The following is an 18,757-nucleotide window of genomic DNA, read 5'->3' as shown; positions in this document are numbered from 1 at the left end:
AATCAACACACAATATGTGGTGTTTTATTGGGTTTTATAAATGAAAATCGGAATAGAGTATTGATTTCAAAGGGGAGAATGAGGCGCTTATGTATGAGAATTCATCTCAAATAAATGTTATTTTTGTGATCTTGATCAATATTTTATAAAGGAAGGGGAAAGAAACAAAAAAACGGTCGAAAATCGACCGCACTTTTATTCTAAATTTTTAAAGTTATGCGGCAACCATTACCATTGCCGGGCGAATAACACGACCATTTAGCGTATAGCCTTTTTGTAATACAGCCGTAATTTGGTTAGATTCAAATCCTTCAGCCGGTTGCATTGAAATGGCTTGATGTAAATCCGGGTTGAAAGTTTCTCCCACGACACCTACTGCTTCTACGCCAAAACGACCGACAGTAGAAATGAGTTCTTTTAAAGTAAGCTCTACACCGTCAAATAAAGCCTTTATACTTTCATCTTCGGTATTGGCCGGCGTAGCAAGTGCGCGTTCTAAATTATCAATCGTATTTAAAATGTCTTTTGAGAATTTTTCTAAAGCAAATTTATGTGCTTTTTCTACATCTTGTTCGGTACGGCGGCGAATATTGTCAATTTCTGCTCGGGTACGGAGTAAAAGATCCTGTTCTTTTTTGGAAGCCTCTTCTACCTGTGTTTTTAGTTGTTCCTCGAGTTCTTGAACTCGTGCAATGGCTTCCTCTAAAGGATCATCAGATTGTACCTGTTCAACTTCTTCCTTTTGAATTTCTTCAATAGGCTCTTCAGTAGTATTAATTTTTTGTTCTTGTTCAGACATTTTGTTCTCCATTAATTCAAAAATTGGCAGTATTTTAGCAAAATTAAAGTGCTATGTAATATAATGGCAAAAATTTTGAATTCAAGGGCGGTTAATATTCCGCTTAAATTGATTAAACATGAACGAACTACATAATTCTTTTAAAATTATTGGCTTAGCAGGAAAACCTCGTAATGACGTGAATCTGCAAATGCACAAAAATGTCTATCATTGGCTGACCGAACGTGGTTATCGGGTGCTGGTGGAAAAAGAGGTGGCAGAAAAACTTGAATTGCCTGAACACGCCTTGGCGACATTAGAGAAAATCGGACAATCGGCGCAACTTGTGATCGTTATTGGGGGCGACGGTAATATGCTTGGGCGTGCGCGTATCCTCGCAAAATATAATATACCTCTTATCGGGATTAACCGCGGAAATCTTGGTTTTTTGACGGATATTGATCCTAAAAATGCTTATGCTCAATTAGAAGCCTGCTTGGAACGAGGCGAATTTTTTGTGGAAGAACGTTTTCTTTTAGAAGCCCAAATTGAGCGAAATGGTGAAATTGTTGCAAAAGGAAATGCCATCAATGAAGCGGTGATTCACCCGGCAAAAATTGCGCACATGATTGATTTCCATGTATATATTAATGATAAATTTGCTTTTTCTCAGCGTTCTGACGGATTAATTGTTTCTACCCCGACTGGTTCGACAGCCTATTCTCTTTCTGCGGGCGGACCGATCTTGACACCAAATTTAAATGCGATTGCTTTGGTGCCGATGTTTCCTCATACCCTCTCATCACGTCCGCTCGTGATTGATGGCGACAGTAAAATTTCTATCCGCTTTGCGGAACATAATACTTCCCAATTGGAAGTGGGGTGTGATAGCCAGATTGCATTGGATTTTTCGCCGGATGATGTGGTTCATATTGAAAAAAGCGAACATAAATTACGTTTGCTTCATCTAAAAAATTATAATTATTACAATGTATTAAGTACCAAATTAGGTTGGTTAAAAAATTTCTAAATAAAATCTTAAAAAATGCTTTACTGTATATTAATTCAGTATTAATATGATAAATATACAGTGAATAAGGGATTTTATTATGCTTACCCAACTTACCATTAATAATTTTGCGATTGTTCGTCAGTTAGATATTGAATTAGCCAAAGGCATGTCTGTGATTACCGGTGAAACAGGGGCGGGTAAATCCATTGCTATTGATGCTTTGGGTTTATGCTTAGGGCAACGTGTCGAAAGTGCGATGGTAAGAGAGGGGCAAGAACGTGCGGAAATTTGTGCGAGCTTTCATCTTGAACCGCATAATCCTGCTTACCATTGGTTACAGGAACAGGAATTACAAGATGCCGAAAATCCCTCAGAATGTATTTTACGCAGAGTAATAAACACTGACGGTCGTTCCAAAGCATTTATCAATAGCACACCTGTTTCTGCGGCTCAACTTAAAGAAATTGGGCAATATTTAATTCATATTAACGGTCAACACGCCTCTCAACTTTTACTCAAAAATGACTACCAACTTCAATTAGTCGATAGCTTTGCACAGCATACTGATTTGCTCAACCAAATGCGTGATGATTATCGGACATGGAAAAATTTGCAAACTCAAGTTAAGACATTTCAGCAAAAAATAGCGGAGAATGAATCAAGAAAACAGCTGTTGCAATATCAAGTTGAAGAGCTGGATGAATTTAATCTTCGCCCGAATGAATATCTTGAGTTGGAAGAAGAACAGCGCCGCTTATCAAGTAGTGAACAGCTTACTCAACTCTCACAATCGGCTTTGCAGATTTTAAGCGAAAATGAAACGATAAGTATTGATTCGATGCTATATCGTACGATTCGGTATATTGATGACCTCGTAGAATTGGATCAACGTTATGCGGAGGCGCAAAATCTATTGAATGAAGCCTTGATTCAAGTACAAGAAGCCACGAGTGAGATTCAACATTTATCATCAAATATTGAGCAAGATCCCATGTTGCTGCAAGAAATCGAACAGCGTATGGGGCAAGCATTACAGTTGGCAAGAAAACATAATATTAAGCCTGAAGAATTAGTGGAATGGCATAAAAAACTAAAAGCGGAATTGACCGCACTTTTAGATTTTTCTGAAAGTGAAGAATTGCTCATTGCACAAGAAAAAGCAGCGCTCTCCAAAATGCAGGCAACAGCAACGGCATTAACAGCAAATCGTCAAAAATCAGCTAATGCTTTGGCAAAACAAGTGACCACTTCCATTAAACAGCTTGCAATGGAAAATGCGGAATTTTATGTCGAAGTCAAAACCGATGATGAAAAAATCACAACTAATGGGGCGGATCAGGTTATTTTTACTTTACGCAGTAACCTAGGACAACAGCCTCAATCGTTGGCAAAAGTCGCATCGGGTGGTGAGCTTTCTCGAATTTCATTAGCGATTCAAGTGTTAACTTCAGATCAATCTGCGATTCCAACGCTCATTTTTGATGAAGTTGATGTGGGAATTAGTGGTTCAACCGCGAGTGTTGTGGGGAAATTATTGCGTCAGTTGGGAAATAAGTGTCAAGTGCTTTGTGTAACTCATTTACCGCAAGTCGCTTGTTGTGGACATCATCAATTTAATGTCGAAAAATTCACGGTAGGGGGAAAAACAGAAACCAAAATGACCGCACTTTCCCAAGATGAACGCATTCCGGCGTTGGCCCGTTTATTAGGGGGAAGCCAAGTGACAGAGCTTGCCTTGGCAAATGCGAAAGAAATGTTAGATTCAGTGGCGTAGTAAAAATCGTGGAGAATAAAAGACACAGTAAATTAAGAAATTGTTATAATTCACTGTTTTTTATAATCAGTTAGGAGGGGTATGTCATTACAATTCAATATGATCGCCTTATTATTGGTGATCCTCATTATTCTCGGTATTGTAAGCCATAACAGTGCCATCACCGTTTCCGCCGCCGTGTTGTTGATTATGCAACAAACTTTTTTATCTGAATATATCCTGTTCTTGGAAAAATACGGTTTAAAAATCGGTATCATCATTCTCACTGTCGGCGTATTAAGTCCGCTCGTTTCAGGGAAAATCAACCTCCCGAACTTGGCGGATTTTCTAAGCTGGAGAATGGTTCTTTCAATTGTTGTTGGCGTATTCGTTGCGTGGCTGGCAGGAAAAGGTGTCTCGTTGATGGGGGAACAGCCTGTGTTGGTTACAGGGCTATTAATTGGCACTGTTGCCGGTGTTGCCTTACTTGGCGGGATTCCGGTTGGACCACTTATCGCCGCTGGCATATTGGCACTATTACTAGGAAAATGATAAATGAAAAACAAATGGCTATTTATCGCTGCATTAAGCGGTTTTTTCAGCGTGGCTTTGGGAGCATTTTCGGCACATGGTTTGACTCATATTTTGGATCACAAAGCACTGACATGGATTGATACCGGACTAAAATACCAACTATTTCATACTTTAGCGATTTTAGCTGTTGGGTTGTCGGTGTGGCGAAATGATAAATTTGCAAACTTGGCTGCCACGGCATGGACTGTGGGAATGGTGTTTTTCAGTGGCAGTTTATATACCCTTGCCTTTGGTGTAAGCAAGATAGTTGTTTGGATTACGCCAATTGGCGGTACTTTATTTTTAATTGGCTGGTTTAGCCTAGCCTACGGCAGTTTCAAAAGTAAATCAGAATGAAGAAAAGAACGATAAAATCCGAATTTAATCCTTTACAACAATCTCTTTTTTCTCAACTTGATAACCTAATGCTTGTGGAAAAGCGTCGGTCATTTTCGCGTATTCAGGGTATCGCTAAAGTTAAACATCAAGAGGCTCAACAAGCGGTAGCATCGGAAATTGAACAACAAATTCAACAGGCAAAATTGCGTGTAGCACAGCGTAAAAGTACGGTCAAAAATCCAATTGTTTTTCCTGAAGATCTCCCGGTTAGCCAACACAGAACGGAAATAGAAAGATTGCTATCGGCACATCAGGTTATTGTCGTGGCTGGGGAAACGGGATCGGGCAAAACCACACAATTGCCAAAAATGTGCTTGGAGTTGGGATTAGGGCATTTAGGTATGATTGGGCATACCCAGCCCCGCCGCATTGCCGCCCGTTCCGTTGCGACACGCATAGCGGAGGAATTACAAACGGAGTTGGGCGATTTAGTAGGATATAAAGTCCGCTTTAATGACCAAATCAGTGAGAATACCCAAATTAAACTCATGACCGATGGGATTTTGCTGGCGGAAATTCAAACAGATCGTTTTCTTAATCAATATTCCTGTCTGATTATTGATGAAGCCCACGAACGCAGTTTAAATAACGATTTTATCCTCGGTTATCTCAAACAGCTTCTACCACGTCGTCCCGATTTAAAAATTATCATTACTTCCGCAACCATTGATGTGGAGCGTTTTTCTAAGCATTTCAACCATGCACCGATCATTGAAGTATCCGGTAGAACCTATCCTGTGGAGGTACGTTATCGCCCCATTGTTGATGAAGAAGAGCAAGATCAGCTACAAGGCATTTTAAATGCAGTAGATGAGCTTCAGGCGGAAGGTCGAGGCGATATTTTAATTTTTATGAATGGCGAACGGGAAATTCGTGATACGGCAGAAGCGTTACAAAAACAAAATTTAAAACATACGGAAATTCTACCGCTCTTTGCCCGTCTTTCCGTACAGGAACAAAATAGAATTTTCCATCCCCGCGGATTAAATCGCATTGTCCTCGCGACGAATGTAGCAGAAACCTCGCTTACCGTACCGGGCATTAAATATGTTATCGACCCCGGCACCGCACGGATTTCCCGTTATAGCTATCGAACAAAAGTTCAACGTTTACCGATTGAGCCGATTTCACAGGCTTCAGCTAATCAGCGTAAAGGGCGTTGTGGTCGTGTGAGTGAAGGCATTTGTATTCGCCTTTATTCCGAAGAAGATTTTAATTCTCGCCCGGAATTTACCGATCCGGAAATTCTACGTACGAATCTGGCTTCCGTTATTTTACAAATGACAGCATTAGGTTTGGACGATATTGAGGCATTTCCCTTTGTCGATGCGCCGGACAGACGGCATATCCAAGACGGCGTGAAATTGTTGGAAGAATTGGGCGCATTTGAAACGATTAAAACTAAATTTGGCGACAAATGCCGATTGACTCAAACCGGTCGCCAACTCGCCCAACTTCCTGTTGATCCCCGTCTGGCAAAAATGTTGCTAAGTGCGGTCAATTTTGCGAGTGTTTATGAAGTGATGGTGATTATTTCTGCGTTGTCCATTCAAGATCCTCGTGAACGCCCAATCGAAAAACAGCAAGCGGCAGATGAAAAACATCGTCGCTTTGCGGATAAAAAATCTGATTTCTTGGCATTCTTAAATCTTTGGCATTATATTCAAGAGCAACAAAAAACATTGAGCAAAAATCAATTTCGCCACCAGTGTCAAAAAGATTTCTTAAATTATTTACGCATCCGAGAATGGCAGGATATTTATCATCAAATTCGTCTATCGGTGCGTGAAATGGGCTTACCGATTAATTCTGAAAAAGCAGAATATCAGCAAATTCATACCGCACTTTTAAGTGGTTTATTGTCCCACATCGGACTGAAAGAAGTCGAAAAACAACAGTATCTTGGCGCGCGTAATACCCATTTTGCAATTTTCCCTAACTCCGTACTTTTCAAAAAACAGCCGAAATGGGTGATGGCAGCGGAATTGGTGGAAACCTCAAAACTTTGGGGACGTATGGTGGCAGAGATTGAACCGGAATGGATTGAACCTCTTGCTGCGCATTTAGTGAAAAAATCTTATGCCGAGCCTCGGTGGTCAAAATCTCGAGGGGCTGTGATTGCGGATGAAAAAGTGAGTTTATACGGTGTGCCGATTGTTGTGGCAAGACCGGTAAATTATGGTGCTATTGATCCTGTGGTCAGCCGAGAGATTTTTATTCAATCTGCTTTAGTGGAAGGAAATTGGCATACTAAACATCATTTCTTCAAACAAAATCAACGGTTGATCAATGAAATAGAAGAACTGGAACACAAAAGTCGTCGTCGGGACATCTTGGTTGATGAGCGAACCCTTTTTGAATTTTACGATCAACGTATCGGTACAGAAGTGGTATCGCAAAAACATTTTGATACTTGGTGGAAAAAAGTCGAAAAACAGGATGCGGAATTACTGAATTTTGAACGTGCGTTTCTAATTAATGAAGGGGCGGAGAAAGTAAGTCAACTGGATTTCCCAAATTTCTGGCATCAGGGGGATCTGAAGTTCAAGCTCACTTATCAATTTGAGCCGGGGATAGAGGCGGATGGGGTAACGGTACATATCCCGTTGCCATTGCTGAATCAAGTAGAGATGACTGGATTTGACTGGCAAATTCCCGGGTTACGTGAGGAATTAGTGATTGCGTTGATTAAGTCACTGCCAAAATCATACCGACGTAATTTTGTTCCGGCTCCAAATTATGCTCAAGCTTTTTTAGGCCGTGCGGTTCCTTTAGAAAAACCGTTATTGGATACGCTTATCTATGAATTGCGGCGGATGACGGGCGTCACCGTAGATGCAGAGCATTGGAATTGGGTACAAATTCCAAGCCATTTAAAAATGACTTTCCGTGTTGTTGATGAAAAAGGGAAGAAAATTGCCGAATCTATGGATTTGGATGCGCTCAAATTTGATCTCAAAGAGCGTGTACAAGAAAGCATTTCTGCTGTAGCGGATGATGCCATTGAACAGACGGGTGTACATATTTGGAACTTTGCTGATTTACCGCAATTTTACGAACAAAAAAAGCAAGGCTTCAGTGTGAAGGCGTTTCCAGCCCTAGTGGATGAGAAAGAATCAGTGGGGATCAAACTTTTTGAAACGGAGTTTGAGCAAAAGGTGGCAATGCAGCAAGGGTTACGCCGATTATTGCTACTTAATGTCCCTTCACCGATTAAATATCTACACGAAAAATTACCCAATAAATCCAAACTTGGTCTTTATTTCACGCCTTTTGGACGGGTATTAGATTTAATTGATGATTGCATTGCTTGTGCAGTGGATAGACTTATCATGGATTTTGGCGGTTTTGTTTGGACTGAAGAGGGCTTTGAAAGACTACGGGATTTCGTGCGTGAAAATCTGAATGATGTGACCGTTGATATCGCACAAAAAGTAGAGCAAATTCTCACTTTTAATCATGCATCAAACCAACGTTTAAAAGGCAAAATGGATTTTACTATGGCGTTCGCTCTTTCGGACATTAAATCACAATTGAGCGGGTTGGTGTATCAAGGCTTTGTGCAAAAAAGCGGCTATCATCGTTTGCCGGATTTATTGCGTTATTTACAAGCTATTGACAAACGCATTGACAAACTGACTCAAGATGTGAATCGTGATCGTGCGGCAATGCTGCGTGTGGAACAAGTGCAACAAGCCTATCAGCAACTATTGGCAAAATTACCAAAATCGAAACCGATTTCTGATGAAGTGGCGGACATTCGCTATATGATCGAAGAATTGCGGGTGAGCTTATTTGCTCAGCAGTTGGGCACGAAATATCAAGTGTCGGATAAGCGGATTTTGAATTTGATTTCTGAATTTTAGTTATGTTTATAAATTAATTATAAGAGAATATTATGAAAAAATTAGCGCTAATCCTTTTAATGTTAGTGTTAAGCCAGACAGTTATTTCAAAAGAAATGCTCGATGAGCAAAGTTGTTCAGGTACGAACAATGCTTATGACAGTACATTTTGTTGGGCAAAATTGTTAGTTAATTCCGATAATGAACTTAATCGATCTTATAAATTGCTCCGCAATCTGTTGTCTCCAGCCGAACAAGAGAGCTTAAAATCGGCTCAATTTTCTTGGCTTGATTATCGGGATAAAAATTGTTCTGGAAAAAGTGGTAACAAAGGGACGATAGATCTTTTTTGTGCAACCAATCTGAATTTAGAGCGGGTGAAATTGTTCAAACTTTATCTGAAAAATTGCGGAAATAGGGATTGCAATAAAGAGATGTTATTTCAGCATTTTTAAGATAGTCGTATTACGTCTAAGCCTATGGCTATGGCTACAAATTGGTCACAGGTTTTTATTTTTTGTGAACCACGTCAAAGTTTCAACAAAAAGTATAAACCTTTTATTTGTTTTATCGTCTTTTGAGCGTATGATTTTTTACTGCAGTATTTGGAGAAAAAGATGTCTGAAATTCAACAGTTTAATCAGCGTGATATTGAAATTCTTAATGAGGATGTCGTGTATGACGGATTTTTCACGCTCAAGAAAATTCAATTTAAACACAAGCTTTTTGCCGGTGGTGAAAGTGGGATTGTCACACGTGAATTGCTTATCAAAGGGGCTGCTGCCGCTGTCATTGCTTATGATCCGAAAAAAGATGCGGTGGTGCTGGTCGAGCAGGTTCGTATTGGGGCGGCTTATCATCCTGAGCCGAATCGTTCCCCTTGGTTGTTGGAGTTGATTGCCGGTATGGTGGAACAAGGTGAACGACCGGAAGATGTTGCCTTACGTGAAAGTGAAGAAGAAGCCGGGGTGAGTGTGAAGAATCTTATTCATTGCTTAAGTGTGTGGGACAGTCCCGGTGGTGTCGTTGAAAGGATTCATTTGTTTGCAGGGGAAGTGGATAGTACACAAGCAAAAGGGATTCACGGTTTGGCTTGCGAAAATGAAGACATTCGAGTACAAGTTGTGAAACGTGAACAAGCGTATCAGTGGATGTGCGAGGGGAAAATTGATAATGGCATTGCAGTGATGGGTTTGCAATGGCTTCAATTAAATTATGCTCAGTTGCAACAACGTTGGCAATGAAGTTAGGAGTCATCTATGAAAAATACGTTTGTCTATCGGACTGAAAAGCCGATGGTGAAATTATTACAAATTACCGATCCACACTTATTTAAAGATGAAAAAAATGAATTATTAGGTGTGAATACGCAGGCGAGTTTTGCACAGGTTTTGAAAGAAATTCAACAAGAAAATACTGAATTTGATGCCATATTGGCGACCGGTGATTTAGTGCAAGATAGTAGTGATGAGGGATATCAGCGTTTTGTGAACATGGTAAAACCTTTTGGATTGCCCGTATTTTGGATACCCGGTAATCATGATTTTCAACCTAAAATGGTCGAAAATCTAAATCAACCTCCTATGGAAAAGGCAAAACATATTTTGTTGGGAGAGTATTGGCAGGTTTTATTACTGGATAGTCAAGTTTACGGTGTGCCTCATGGTGAATTGAGTCAATACCAATTGGATTTGTTAAAAACAACATTAGAAAAATATCCCGAACATCATACTTTAATTGTATTCCATCATCATGTATTGCCGACAAATTCAGCTTGGCTTGACCAGCATAATTTACGCAATTCTCATGATTTATTTGATGTGCTTTCACCGTTCAAAAACGTGAAAGGGATTTTATACGGGCATATTCATCAACAGGTGGATAGTAGCTGGCAGGGTTATCAAGTGATGGCGACACCTTCAACTTGTATTCAATTTAAAGCGGATAGTCAGCATTTTGCCTTAGATGAAGTTCAGCCCGGTTGGCGGGAAATTGAATTGCATTCGGATAGTACGATTGTGACAACTGTGAAACGAATCCGACAGGCAAGATTCTTGCCGAATATGCAGGAAGAAGGGTATTAAAGATAATAAAAGTGCGGTTAAAAATGACCGCACTTTTTTAGTTTTCAATCATAGCAGAAGTAAATTTTGACTGGTAAGAATGAGTACAAATTTGTACAATAGCCGACTGTTTTTATTGGATTGACTCACAATTGTAGAAAGATGACGCAAAAATTACATATTAAAACTTGGGGCTGCCAAATGAATGAGTATGATTCGTCAAAAATGGCGGATTTGTTATTAAGCACCCATGGACTTGAATTGACAGAGATTCCTGAAGAGGCGGATGTATTGTTATTAAATACCTGTTCTATCCGTGAAAAAGCGCAAGAAAAAGTATTTCATCAGTTAGGACGTTGGAAAGAATTAAAAAAGAATAATCCAAATTTAGTGATAGGGGTAGGCGGTTGTGTTGCCTCACAAGAGGGGGAACATATTCGTCATCGGGCGCCTTATGTAGATATTATTTTCGGGCCGCAAACATTGCACCGCCTACCTGAAATGATTAACCAAATTCGTGAAGGTAAAAGCTCGGTGGTGGATGTCAGTTTCCCTGAAATTGAAAAATTTGACCGTTTACCTGAACCTCGTGCGGAAGGTCCGACGGCATTTGTTTCTATTATGGAAGGATGCAACAAATATTGTACTTTCTGTGTGGTGCCCTATACTCGGGGAGAAGAAGTCAGCCGTCCGGTGGATGATGTATTATTTGAAATTGCTCAACTGGCGGAACAAGGTGTACGTGAAGTCAATTTACTGGGGCAAAATGTGAATGCTTATCGTGGACCGACTCATGATGGTCAGATTTGTAGTTTTGCCGAATTGCTTCGTTTAGTGGCATCAATTGACGGAATTGACCGTTTACGTTTCACTACAAGTCACCCGATTGAATTTACCGATGATATTATTGATGTCTATCGTGATACGCCGGAATTAGTGAGTTTCTTGCATTTGCCGGTTCAGTCCGGTTCTGATCGTGTGCTTACTATGATGAAACGTAGCCATACTGCATTGGAATATAAATCCATTATTCGTAAGTTACGTGCAGTCCGCCCTGATATTCAAATTAGCTCTGATTTTATTGTGGGTTTCCCGGGTGAAACCGCAGAAGATTTTGAGCAAACCATGAATCTCATCGCTCAAGTGAATTTTGATATGAGCTTCAGCTTTGTTTATTCCGCCCGTCCGGGCACACCGGCTGCAGATATGCCAGATGATGTGACGGAAGAGGAGAAGAAACAACGCTTATATGTCTTGCAAGAGCGTATTAATCAGCAGGCAGCACAATTTAGCCGTCGTATGTTGGGAACGGAGCAACGGGTGCTGGTTGAAGGTCCATCAAAAAAAGACATTATGGAACTTACCGGAAGAACGGAAACGAACCGTATTGTGAATTTCCAAGGTTCGCCCGAGATGATCGGAAAATTTGTTGATGTGAAAATCACTGATGTCTATACCAATTCTCTACGAGGTGAAGTAGTTCGTACTGAGGAAGAAATGGGATTGCGTATTGCGCAATCACCACAAGAAGTGATGAACCGAACACGAAAAGAAGATGAGCTAGGCGTAGGGCGTTACCACGGATAGTTTTAGTAGGCTGGGTTTACCAGCCTTTATTTTGTTTGATGACTTTCCCTTACCCGCCAATAAGTGGCAAATCGAGGTTTACCGGAATTTGTTAATCCTCGGTATTTATAGGTGATAACCGAGCCTATTGCAGGTGGATTTTCGCGTTCTCCTAAATTAAATCCTGAGCCAATTTTAAATTCGCCCCGATGATTTTTACAGGTTAATGATCCCATCACATTTTCAAATTGTCCCTTGCCTTTATGATGTGCAATCACGGTACATTCTTCATCGTGAGCCGTTTTTAATTTGAGTATTTGCGCACTGCGTTTTCTTTCATAGGGCGCATTGGGGTTTCTGACTACCACGCCTTCTCCTTGTTGGTTTTCGACTTCTTTTAGAAATTCATACAAATGGGCTTTGTCTTGCACTGGGATTTGTTCGATGATTTGAATATAGGGCGTAGGGTGTGATGAAAGATAAGTTTTTAGTATATTCAGCCGTTCAAATAAATTTCCTTCTGCATTCGGCACATCAAATACATATAGCTTGAGTTTTTCCCAATGCTCACCTTTAAAGGATCTAGTGATGGAGGATATTTCCTCAAAGCGGTTGCGTTCGCTAAACAATTCGCCGTCAATGGCAAAAGGCGGAAAATCTTTGATAAAGTAGGCTGGCGGAGAAAGCCGTTGTCCTTGCCGTGTTAATAGCTGTGTCCCATCCCAATAGCCCCGAACTCCATCAAGTTTTTCGGACATTACCCAGCCTTCCACATTTTGCTCTTCATAGCTTTTTAAAAGCATTACATCAGTATTGGCATAAGCGGTTATGCTAAAAAATAATATGAAGATGGGACGGAGTAAGCTCATAAGATTCCTTTTTATTCTAGGTTAAAATTGGTTAAAGACTAAAAAAGTGCGGTTGCTTTTAAAAGTGTTTTGAGTTTGTTTTGCGATCTTGTTCGAAAAAATAATGTTTAATGAACCAAAAATGTTGAATGTGTATTTCAGTCTAGATAAAAGGCATTATCTACTATACAATGTTACGAAAATTTCTCATTTTCTAAAAGGAGCAAAAATGTACTTGGACCAAATCAAAGCAGAACTTGTGGAAGCACAGGATGTATTAAATAAATTTATTTCAGATGAAAATAACATTAAATTAATTCAGCAGGCGGCACTGTTAATTTCTGACAGTTTCAAACAAGGTGGCAAAGTTTTATCTTGTGGTAATGGCGGTTCACATTGTGATGCAATGCATTTTGCGGAAGAACTCACGGGTCGCTATCGTGAAAATCGTCCGGGGTATCCGGCAATTGCAATTTCCGATGTGAGCCATTTAAGTTGCGTCAGCAACGATTTTGGCTACGATTATGTATTTTCACGCTATGTCGAGGCAGTGGGGCAAAAAGGTGATGTGTTATTTGGTTTATCCACATCCGGCAATTCTAAAAATGTACTCAATGCCATTGAGGTCGCAAAAGCTAAAGGAATGAAAGTGATAGCTATGACGGGTAAAGACGGTGGAAAAATGGCTGGACTTGCTGATGTGGAAATTCGCGTACCGCATTTCCGTTATGCGGATCGTATTCAAGAAATTCATATTAAAGTAATTCATATTTTGATGATGTTAATTGAGTTTGAAATGGCAAAAGATGCCTAAAGTGCGGTCATTTCTGACGCTGTTTTGTGAAATCCCAAAATATTTTTGGGATTTTTTTATTTTAAAGTATTGCATAAATATGCATAAAAACGTAATATTTGTTCATCTTGTAAAGTTGAGAGAATTGAAATGGCTATCCGTGTTAAAAATTTAAACTTTTTCTATGGGGCTTCCCAAGCATTATTTGATATTAACTTGGAAGCGGAAGAAGGAGATACCGTGGTATTACTTGGTCCGAGTGGTGCGGGGAAAAGTACGTTAATCCGAACGTTGAATTTATTAGAAGTGCCGACCTCGGGGCAATTAAGTATTGCTAGTAACGAGTTTGATTTATCGAAAGCAACGACTAATCCGAAAGCAATTCGTCAGTTACGTCAGGATGTGGGAATGGTGTTTCAACAGTACAATCTTTGGCCGCATTTAACTGTGATTGAAAATTTAATTGAAGCGCCGATGAAAGTGTTAGGCATAGATGAACCAACAGCAAAAACAGAAGCAATGGAATTATTAAAGCGTTTACGCTTGGAAGAATATACTGATCGTTTCCCGCTACATTTATCGGGAGGACAACAACAACGGGTAGCAATCGCTCGGGCGTTGATGATGAAACCTCAAGTGCTATTATTTGATGAACCAACAGCAGCATTAGATCCGGAAATTACGGCTCAAGTGGTGGACATTATTAAGGAATTACAACAAACCGGCATTACACAGGTGGTGGTTACTCACGAGGTGAATGTCGCACAAAAAGTGGCGACAAAAGTGGTATATATGGAACAAGGTAAGATTGTAGAAATGGGATCGGCAGATTGTTTTGAACATCCGCAAACCGAGCAATTTAAACAATATCTTTCACACTAAAAAAATAAGGAGACATTATGAAAAAATTACTTTTAAGCGCAGTATTGTTGGGCACAACGGCAATGGCAAATGCACAAGATATTACTTTCGCTATGGAACCAAGTTATCCGCCATTTGAATTCACAAATGAAAAAGGTGAGATTATTGGCTTTGATGTTGATGTAGCAAATGCAATCTGTAAAGAAATTCAAGCTACCTGTAAATTTAAAGGCGAATCGTTTGATGCGTTAATCTCAAATTTAAAAGCAAAACGTTTTGATGCGGCAATTTCTGCTATGGATATTACCGAAGCGCGGTCAAAACAAGTGCTATTTTCCGATGCCTACTACGATAGTACGGCAAGCTATGTGGCATTAAAAGGTAAGGCAACCTTAGATTCGGCAAAAAATATTGGCGTGCAAAATGGTACCACTTTCCAACAATATACGGTAGCCGAAACGAAACAATATTCGCCAAAGGCTTATACAAGCTTACAAGATGCGATTTTGGATTTAAAAAACGGACGTATAGATATTATTTTCGGTGATACTGCCGTGCTTGCGGATATGATTAATAAAGAGCCCGAGATTCAGTTTGTCGGTGAGAAGGTGACCAATAAAAAATATTTTGGTAATGGTTTAGGCATTGCAATGAATAAATCAAACAAAGCACTTGCTGAAAGTTTGAACAAAGGTTTGGCAACAATTAAGGCAAATGGTGAATACCAAAAAATCTATGATAAATGGATGACAAAATAATCTATGTTTGCTGATTTTCTTTCTTTAATGTTTACCGCATCTCTAATGACATTAGGGCTTGCGGTTTGTTCCTTAGCGTTTGGTTTGGTATTGAGCGTCGTATTCGCTGTATTGGAAGCAAACCGATTTGTAGGAAAACCGGTGGCAGTTTTTGTTGCATTATTACGGGGATTACCGGAAATCCTCGTCGTTTTACTTGTGTATTTTGGTTCAACTGAAATTGTGGAAATGTTGACCGGCGAATACATTGAGTTTGGTGCATTTGGCTGTGGTGTATTTGCCTTATCCCTTATTTTTGCAGCGTACGCTTCGCAGACCCTACGCGGTGCGATTCAGGCTATCCCTAAAGGTCAGTGGGAATCAGGCGCTGCATTAGGGTTGAGCAAAGGTTATACCTTTATTTATATTGTTATGCCGCAAGTTTGGCGTCACGCTTTGCCGGGGTTAAGTAACCAATGGTTGGTATTATTGAAAGATACCGCATTGATTTCCCTTATCGGTGTTGATGATTTAATGCGTCAGGCACAGTTAATTAATACTAATACCCACCAACCGTTCACTTGGTATGGCATTGCTGCGTTAATTTATTTGCTTGTGACATTAATAAGTCAGGTCGGTATTCATCGTCTAGAACGACGTTTTACCCGTTTTGAAAGAGGAGTAAAATAATGTTTCGAGAATATTTATCGGTGATTGCACAGGGAATTCCAACGAGTTTATTACTCACCTTCGTTTCATTATTTATTGCATTTTTTTTAGCGTTATTCCTCACATTTTTGCTTTCTATGGAAAACAGATGGGTAAAAAGTGCGGTCAATTTATACCTGACTTTGTTTACCGGTACACCATTGCTTGTGCAATTCTTTTTGATTTATGCCGGTCCGGGGCAGTTTGAATGGATCGTGAAGAGTCCTTTTTGGCATCTATTATCGAATGCTTGGTTTTGTGCCGCTTTGGCGTTGGCATTAAACAGTGCTGCTTATTCAACACAATTGTTTCATGGTGCAGTAAAAGCCATTCCAAAGGGACAATGGGAAGGTTGTGCGGCATTAGGTTTAAGCCGTGTACAAACATTGAAAATTTTGATTCCTTACGCATTAAAGCGGGCATTGCCTTCTTATAGTAATGAAATTATTTTAGTGTTTAAGGGAACGGCGTTGGCTTCAACAATTACGATTATGGATATTATGGGTTATGCACGTCAGCTTTACGGTACGGAATATGATGCCCTCACGATTTATGGTATTGCAGGTGGTATTTACTTGGTTATTACGGGGATCGCAACATTGTTGTTGCGTAAACTCGAAAACAAAGTCCTTGCCTTTGAACGTCTGGATGTGAAAAAAGCATAAAGTGCGGTTAATATTTTAAGAGAATGGATGGGTTGCAATAGCAACCCATTTTTTATGATTGGGTAATGAAACTTGCAATGACGATAAACAACGTAAAGATGCAAAACCAAATTAAGTGTAATTTTATACTTTTTCGGTTAATTTCCGCATTTTGCGAACGTTTTTCTTCTAACTTTTGTTTATAGATTTCCAAATTCTCTTGCTTAAAAGAAAAACCGTAATTTGGGCAAGTTTCAGCGTATTCACTGATTTTTTTGCGACATTCAGGGCAGCGTGTGAGAGCCATTTTTTAGTCCTTATTAGGTATTATTTATAAGATATAGTTAAAATTAAGTAATGGTTAATGTGATATTTGTCACAATTTTATGGGAATTTCGTAAATTAAATTTTTTGTTTAATAGAATTTAGCATAAAATACCCCGGCTTGTTTAGAGCGTTTTAAACAACAGTATGACTATTTCTTGAGGTGCTTTTATGTTGTGGTTTTTCTTCTGTGTAGCCATTTTGATTCTTGGCTATCTTATTTATGGCAAAATTATTGAAAAAATTTTTGTCATTAATCCTAAGCGTCAAACGCCAGCCTATCAACTCAATGATGGCGTGGATTATATGCCAATGTCTAAAACCAAAATTTGGTTGATTCAATTATTAAATATTGCCGGTACAGGACCTATTTTCGGACCGATTCTTGGTGCATTATACGGTCCTGTTGCTATGCTTTGGATTGTTATCGGGTGTATTTTTGCCGGCGCGGTACATGACTATTTTTGTGGTATGTTAAGTATTCGCCACGGTGGTGCAACAATGCCTTACTTGGCGGGTAAATTTTTGGGTCGCCCGGTAAAAGTGTTTATCAATATTCTCGCATTAGTGTTGTTATTATTGGTTGGTGTAGTATTTGTTGCAAGCCCTGCGCAATTACTGGGTACAATTACCATAGATGTATTAGGGGTTTCTCAAGGTGCATTACAATTAGGTGATGCTGAAGCCGTTCATCAGGCGGTAGAAGCCGGTGGCGTGAAAGTATGGGGAATGGATAAAGCGACGGTGGTTGCCGTGTGGACAGTGATTATTTTTGCTTATTATATTCTCGCTACTTTATTACCTATTGATAAAATTATTGGTCGAATTTACCCGCTCTTTGGTGCCTTATTGCTCTTTATGTCAGTGGGAATGGTATATGGTTTAGTCTCAGCGCACCTCACGGTAGTAGATCCAATTGAATTTTTCCGTACCGTTAATGCAGATGGGCAAGGCTTAACATGGGAAAAATTCACACAAAACTTTCAAGTGAAAGGTGATGTGCCGATTTGGCCGTTGTTATTCTTAACGATTTCTTGTGGTGCATTATCCGGTTTCCACGCAACACAAACTCCACTAATGGCACGTTGTGCAGAAAATGAGAGCGAAGGTCGTTTCATTTTCTATGGTGCAATGATTACAGAAGGAATTATCGCATTAGTATGGTGTATGGTGGGGCTTGCGTTCTATGAAAACCCACAAGCATTACAAGATGCGATTTCAGCAGGTTCTCCGTCTAAGGTCGTATATGACAGTTCATTGCACTTCCTAGGATTTATTGGTGGTATCTTTGCTGTGTTAGGTGTTGTAGTGCTTCCGATTACATCCGGTGATACGGCATTCCGTGCAGCACGTTTACAATTGGCGGAAATCTTCAATATTGATCAACGTTCTCTTTCCAAACGTTTACTAATTGCAATTCCACTATTCATATTAGGATATTTTGTTTCAACGATTGACTTCAGTATCTTGTGGCGTTACTTCACTTGGGCAAACCAAATGACCGCAATGGTGATGTTGTGGACTGCAGCTGCGTATTTATATCGCTATCATAAATTCCATTGGGTTGCATCTATCCCTGCTTGGTTTATCACTACTGTATGTGCTACTTACTTGTATTACAATAAAATTGGTTTCAATCTAGATTATCAATTATCCGTGTATCTTGGCTTGGCAACAACGGTTGTGTGTATCGTATTATTCTTCACTTTGTTAAAACCATTGGGTGAACGTGATGAAGAAGCTTATGTAAATACGACAAACGCCTAATTTTTCAAAGTCTTACAAAGTCAAACCGTTCAAGTGAATGCTTGAGCGGTTTTTTCTTGTCTAAAATTTATCGTATTTTATCTATT

18 protein-coding genes are annotated in these 18,757 nt (G+C 39.7%); 15 read left to right on the top strand and 3 right to left on the bottom strand.

Annotated elements, in window-relative coordinates; translation table 11 throughout:
- Window positions 1-214: 214 nt before the first annotated feature.
- The gene (gene grpE / locus BKK47_RS06275) at window positions 215-799 is read right to left on the bottom strand and encodes a nucleotide exchange factor GrpE (protein ID WP_077494041.1); all 585 of its coding nucleotides are present in this window, start codon (window positions 797-799) and stop codon (window positions 215-217) included.
- A gap of 118 nt (window positions 800-917) precedes the next feature.
- On the opposite strand from grpE, the gene BKK47_RS06270 reads away from it, so the two are divergent.
- From BKK47_RS06270 to miaB, 9 genes are all read left to right on the top strand, one after another.
- Entirely contained in the window at window positions 918-1,808 is an 891-nt protein-coding gene (locus BKK47_RS06270; protein WP_077494040.1) for an NAD(+) kinase, read from the top strand.
- 79 nt (window positions 1,809-1,887) lie between these two features.
- Entirely contained in the window at window positions 1,888-3,564 is a 1,677-nt protein-coding gene (gene recN, locus BKK47_RS06265; RefSeq protein ID WP_077494039.1) for a DNA repair protein RecN, read from the top strand.
- Between the two features lie 81 nt (window positions 3,565-3,645).
- Window positions 3,646-4,095, top strand: a complete 450-nt coding sequence (locus tag BKK47_RS06260; protein ID WP_077494038.1) for a DUF441 domain-containing protein — start codon at window positions 3,646-3,648, stop codon at window positions 4,093-4,095.
- Window positions 4,096-4,098: 3 nt separating this feature from the next.
- Window positions 4,099-4,473 carry a DUF423 domain-containing protein gene (locus tag BKK47_RS06255; protein ID WP_077494037.1) on the top strand — a complete coding sequence of 125 codons (375 nt, stop codon included), beginning with the start codon at window positions 4,099-4,101 and terminating at the stop codon, window positions 4,471-4,473.
- Window positions 4,470-8,381, top strand: coding sequence for an ATP-dependent RNA helicase HrpA (hrpA, locus tag BKK47_RS06250; protein ID WP_077494036.1), 3,912 nt, complete (start codon window positions 4,470-4,472; stop codon window positions 8,379-8,381). Before BKK47_RS06255 ends, hrpA begins: the two co-directional genes overlap by 4 nt.
- A gap of 32 nt (window positions 8,382-8,413) precedes the next feature.
- Complete coding sequence (locus BKK47_RS06245; protein WP_077494035.1) at window positions 8,414-8,815, top strand: lysozyme inhibitor LprI family protein; 402 nt, start codon at window positions 8,414-8,416, stop codon at window positions 8,813-8,815.
- A gap of 162 nt (window positions 8,816-8,977) precedes the next feature.
- Complete coding sequence (gene nudF / locus BKK47_RS06240; RefSeq protein ID WP_077494034.1) at window positions 8,978-9,604, top strand: ADP-ribose diphosphatase; 627 nt, start codon at window positions 8,978-8,980, stop codon at window positions 9,602-9,604.
- Between the two features lie 15 nt (window positions 9,605-9,619).
- A complete protein-coding gene (gene cpdA / locus BKK47_RS06235) occupies window positions 9,620-10,444 on the top strand; it encodes a 3',5'-cyclic-AMP phosphodiesterase (RefSeq protein ID WP_077494033.1) in 825 nt (274 codons plus the stop codon).
- A 141-nt stretch (window positions 10,445-10,585) separates the two neighbouring features.
- Window positions 10,586-12,010 (top strand): tRNA (N6-isopentenyl adenosine(37)-C2)-methylthiotransferase MiaB, encoded by a 1,425-nt coding sequence (gene miaB, locus BKK47_RS06230; RefSeq protein WP_077494032.1) that lies wholly within the window; start codon window positions 10,586-10,588, stop codon window positions 12,008-12,010.
- Between the two features lie 26 nt (window positions 12,011-12,036).
- Here miaB and BKK47_RS06225 read toward each other — a convergent pair whose 3' ends face one another.
- The gene (locus tag BKK47_RS06225) at window positions 12,037-12,858 is read right to left on the bottom strand and encodes a DNA ligase (protein WP_077494031.1); all 822 of its coding nucleotides are present in this window, start codon (window positions 12,856-12,858) and stop codon (window positions 12,037-12,039) included.
- Window positions 12,859-13,066: 208 nt separating this feature from the next.
- Here BKK47_RS06225 and lpcA point away from each other — a divergent pair, with 208 nt between their 5' ends.
- The 5 genes from lpcA to artM all read left to right on the top strand — a co-directional run bounded on the left by lpcA (window position 13,067) and on the right by artM (window position 16,601).
- Complete coding sequence (gene lpcA, locus BKK47_RS06220; RefSeq protein WP_077494030.1) at window positions 13,067-13,651, top strand: D-sedoheptulose 7-phosphate isomerase; 585 nt, start codon at window positions 13,067-13,069, stop codon at window positions 13,649-13,651.
- A 129-nt stretch (window positions 13,652-13,780) separates the two neighbouring features.
- Window positions 13,781-14,512: an arginine ABC transporter ATP-binding protein ArtP gene (artP, locus tag BKK47_RS06215; protein WP_077494029.1), complete on the top strand. Its 732-nt coding sequence runs from the start codon at window positions 13,781-13,783 to the stop codon at window positions 14,510-14,512.
- Between the two features lie 17 nt (window positions 14,513-14,529).
- Entirely contained in the window at window positions 14,530-15,249 is a 720-nt protein-coding gene (locus BKK47_RS06210) for a lysine/arginine/ornithine ABC transporter substrate-binding protein (protein ID WP_077494028.1), read from the top strand.
- 3 nt (window positions 15,250-15,252) lie between these two features.
- Window positions 15,253-15,918 carry an arginine ABC transporter permease ArtQ gene (gene artQ, locus BKK47_RS06205; protein ID WP_077494027.1) on the top strand — a complete coding sequence of 222 codons (666 nt, stop codon included), beginning with the start codon at window positions 15,253-15,255 and terminating at the stop codon, window positions 15,916-15,918.
- Window positions 15,918-16,601: an arginine ABC transporter permease ArtM gene (artM, locus tag BKK47_RS06200; RefSeq protein WP_077494026.1), complete on the top strand. Its 684-nt coding sequence runs from the start codon at window positions 15,918-15,920 to the stop codon at window positions 16,599-16,601. Before artQ ends, artM begins: the two co-directional genes overlap by 1 nt.
- Window positions 16,602-16,653: 52 nt before the next feature.
- Here artM and BKK47_RS06195 read toward each other — a convergent pair whose 3' ends face one another.
- Window positions 16,654-16,887, bottom strand: coding sequence for a hypothetical protein (locus tag BKK47_RS06195; protein ID WP_077494025.1), 234 nt, complete (start codon window positions 16,885-16,887; stop codon window positions 16,654-16,656).
- 188 nt (window positions 16,888-17,075) lie between these two features.
- Between BKK47_RS06195 and BKK47_RS06190 the strand changes: the two genes are divergently transcribed.
- A complete protein-coding gene (locus BKK47_RS06190) occupies window positions 17,076-18,671 on the top strand; it encodes a carbon starvation CstA family protein (protein WP_077494024.1) in 1,596 nt (531 codons plus the stop codon).
- The last annotated feature ends 86 nt before the right edge of the window (window positions 18,672-18,757 follow it).

The sequence above is a fragment of the Rodentibacter mrazii genome, from assembly GCF_001998825.1.
Taxonomy (GTDB): Bacteria; Pseudomonadota; Gammaproteobacteria; order Enterobacterales; family Pasteurellaceae; genus Rodentibacter; species Rodentibacter mrazii.
Note: the sequence above shows the minus strand (reverse complement) of the source record. Positions and strands in the feature narration are given on the sequence as shown.

Excerpts from the sequence above, each read along its gene's own strand:
- recN (WP_077494039.1), top strand. The coding sequence starts at position 1,888 with ATGCTTACCCAACTTACCATTAATAATTTTGCGATTGTTCGTCAGTTA.
- BKK47_RS06270 (WP_077494040.1), top strand. The coding sequence starts at position 918 with ATGAACGAACTACATAATTCTTTTAAAATTATTGGCTTAGCAGGAAAA.
- lpcA (WP_077494030.1), top strand. The coding sequence starts at position 13,067 with ATGTACTTGGACCAAATCAAAGCAGAACTTGTGGAAGCACAGGATGTA.
- cpdA (WP_077494033.1), top strand. The coding sequence starts at position 9,620 with ATGAAAAATACGTTTGTCTATCGGACTGAAAAGCCGATGGTGAAATTA.
- BKK47_RS06210 (WP_077494028.1), top strand. The coding sequence starts at position 14,530 with ATGAAAAAATTACTTTTAAGCGCAGTATTGTTGGGCACAACGGCAATG.
- artP (WP_077494029.1), top strand. The coding sequence starts at position 13,781 with ATGGCTATCCGTGTTAAAAATTTAAACTTTTTCTATGGGGCTTCCCAA.
- hrpA (WP_077494036.1), top strand. The coding sequence starts at position 4,470 with ATGAAGAAAAGAACGATAAAATCCGAATTTAATCCTTTACAACAATCT.
- BKK47_RS06190 (WP_077494024.1), top strand. The coding sequence starts at position 17,076 with ATGTTGTGGTTTTTCTTCTGTGTAGCCATTTTGATTCTTGGCTATCTT.
- BKK47_RS06245 (WP_077494035.1), top strand. The coding sequence starts at position 8,414 with ATGAAAAAATTAGCGCTAATCCTTTTAATGTTAGTGTTAAGCCAGACA.
- nudF (WP_077494034.1), top strand. The coding sequence starts at position 8,978 with ATGTCTGAAATTCAACAGTTTAATCAGCGTGATATTGAAATTCTTAAT.
- miaB (WP_077494032.1), top strand. The coding sequence starts at position 10,586 with ATGACGCAAAAATTACATATTAAAACTTGGGGCTGCCAAATGAATGAG.
- BKK47_RS06225 (WP_077494031.1), bottom strand. The coding sequence starts at position 12,858 with ATGAGCTTACTCCGTCCCATCTTCATATTATTTTTTAGCATAACCGCT.
- artM (WP_077494026.1), top strand. The coding sequence starts at position 15,918 with ATGTTTCGAGAATATTTATCGGTGATTGCACAGGGAATTCCAACGAGT.
- BKK47_RS06255 (WP_077494037.1), top strand. The coding sequence starts at position 4,099 with ATGAAAAACAAATGGCTATTTATCGCTGCATTAAGCGGTTTTTTCAGC.
- BKK47_RS06195 (WP_077494025.1), bottom strand. The coding sequence starts at position 16,887 with ATGGCTCTCACACGCTGCCCTGAATGTCGCAAAAAAATCAGTGAATAC.
- BKK47_RS06260 (WP_077494038.1), top strand. The coding sequence starts at position 3,646 with ATGTCATTACAATTCAATATGATCGCCTTATTATTGGTGATCCTCATT.
- artQ (WP_077494027.1), top strand. The coding sequence starts at position 15,253 with ATGTTTGCTGATTTTCTTTCTTTAATGTTTACCGCATCTCTAATGACA.
- grpE (WP_077494041.1), bottom strand. The coding sequence starts at position 799 with ATGTCTGAACAAGAACAAAAAATTAATACTACTGAAGAGCCTATTGAA.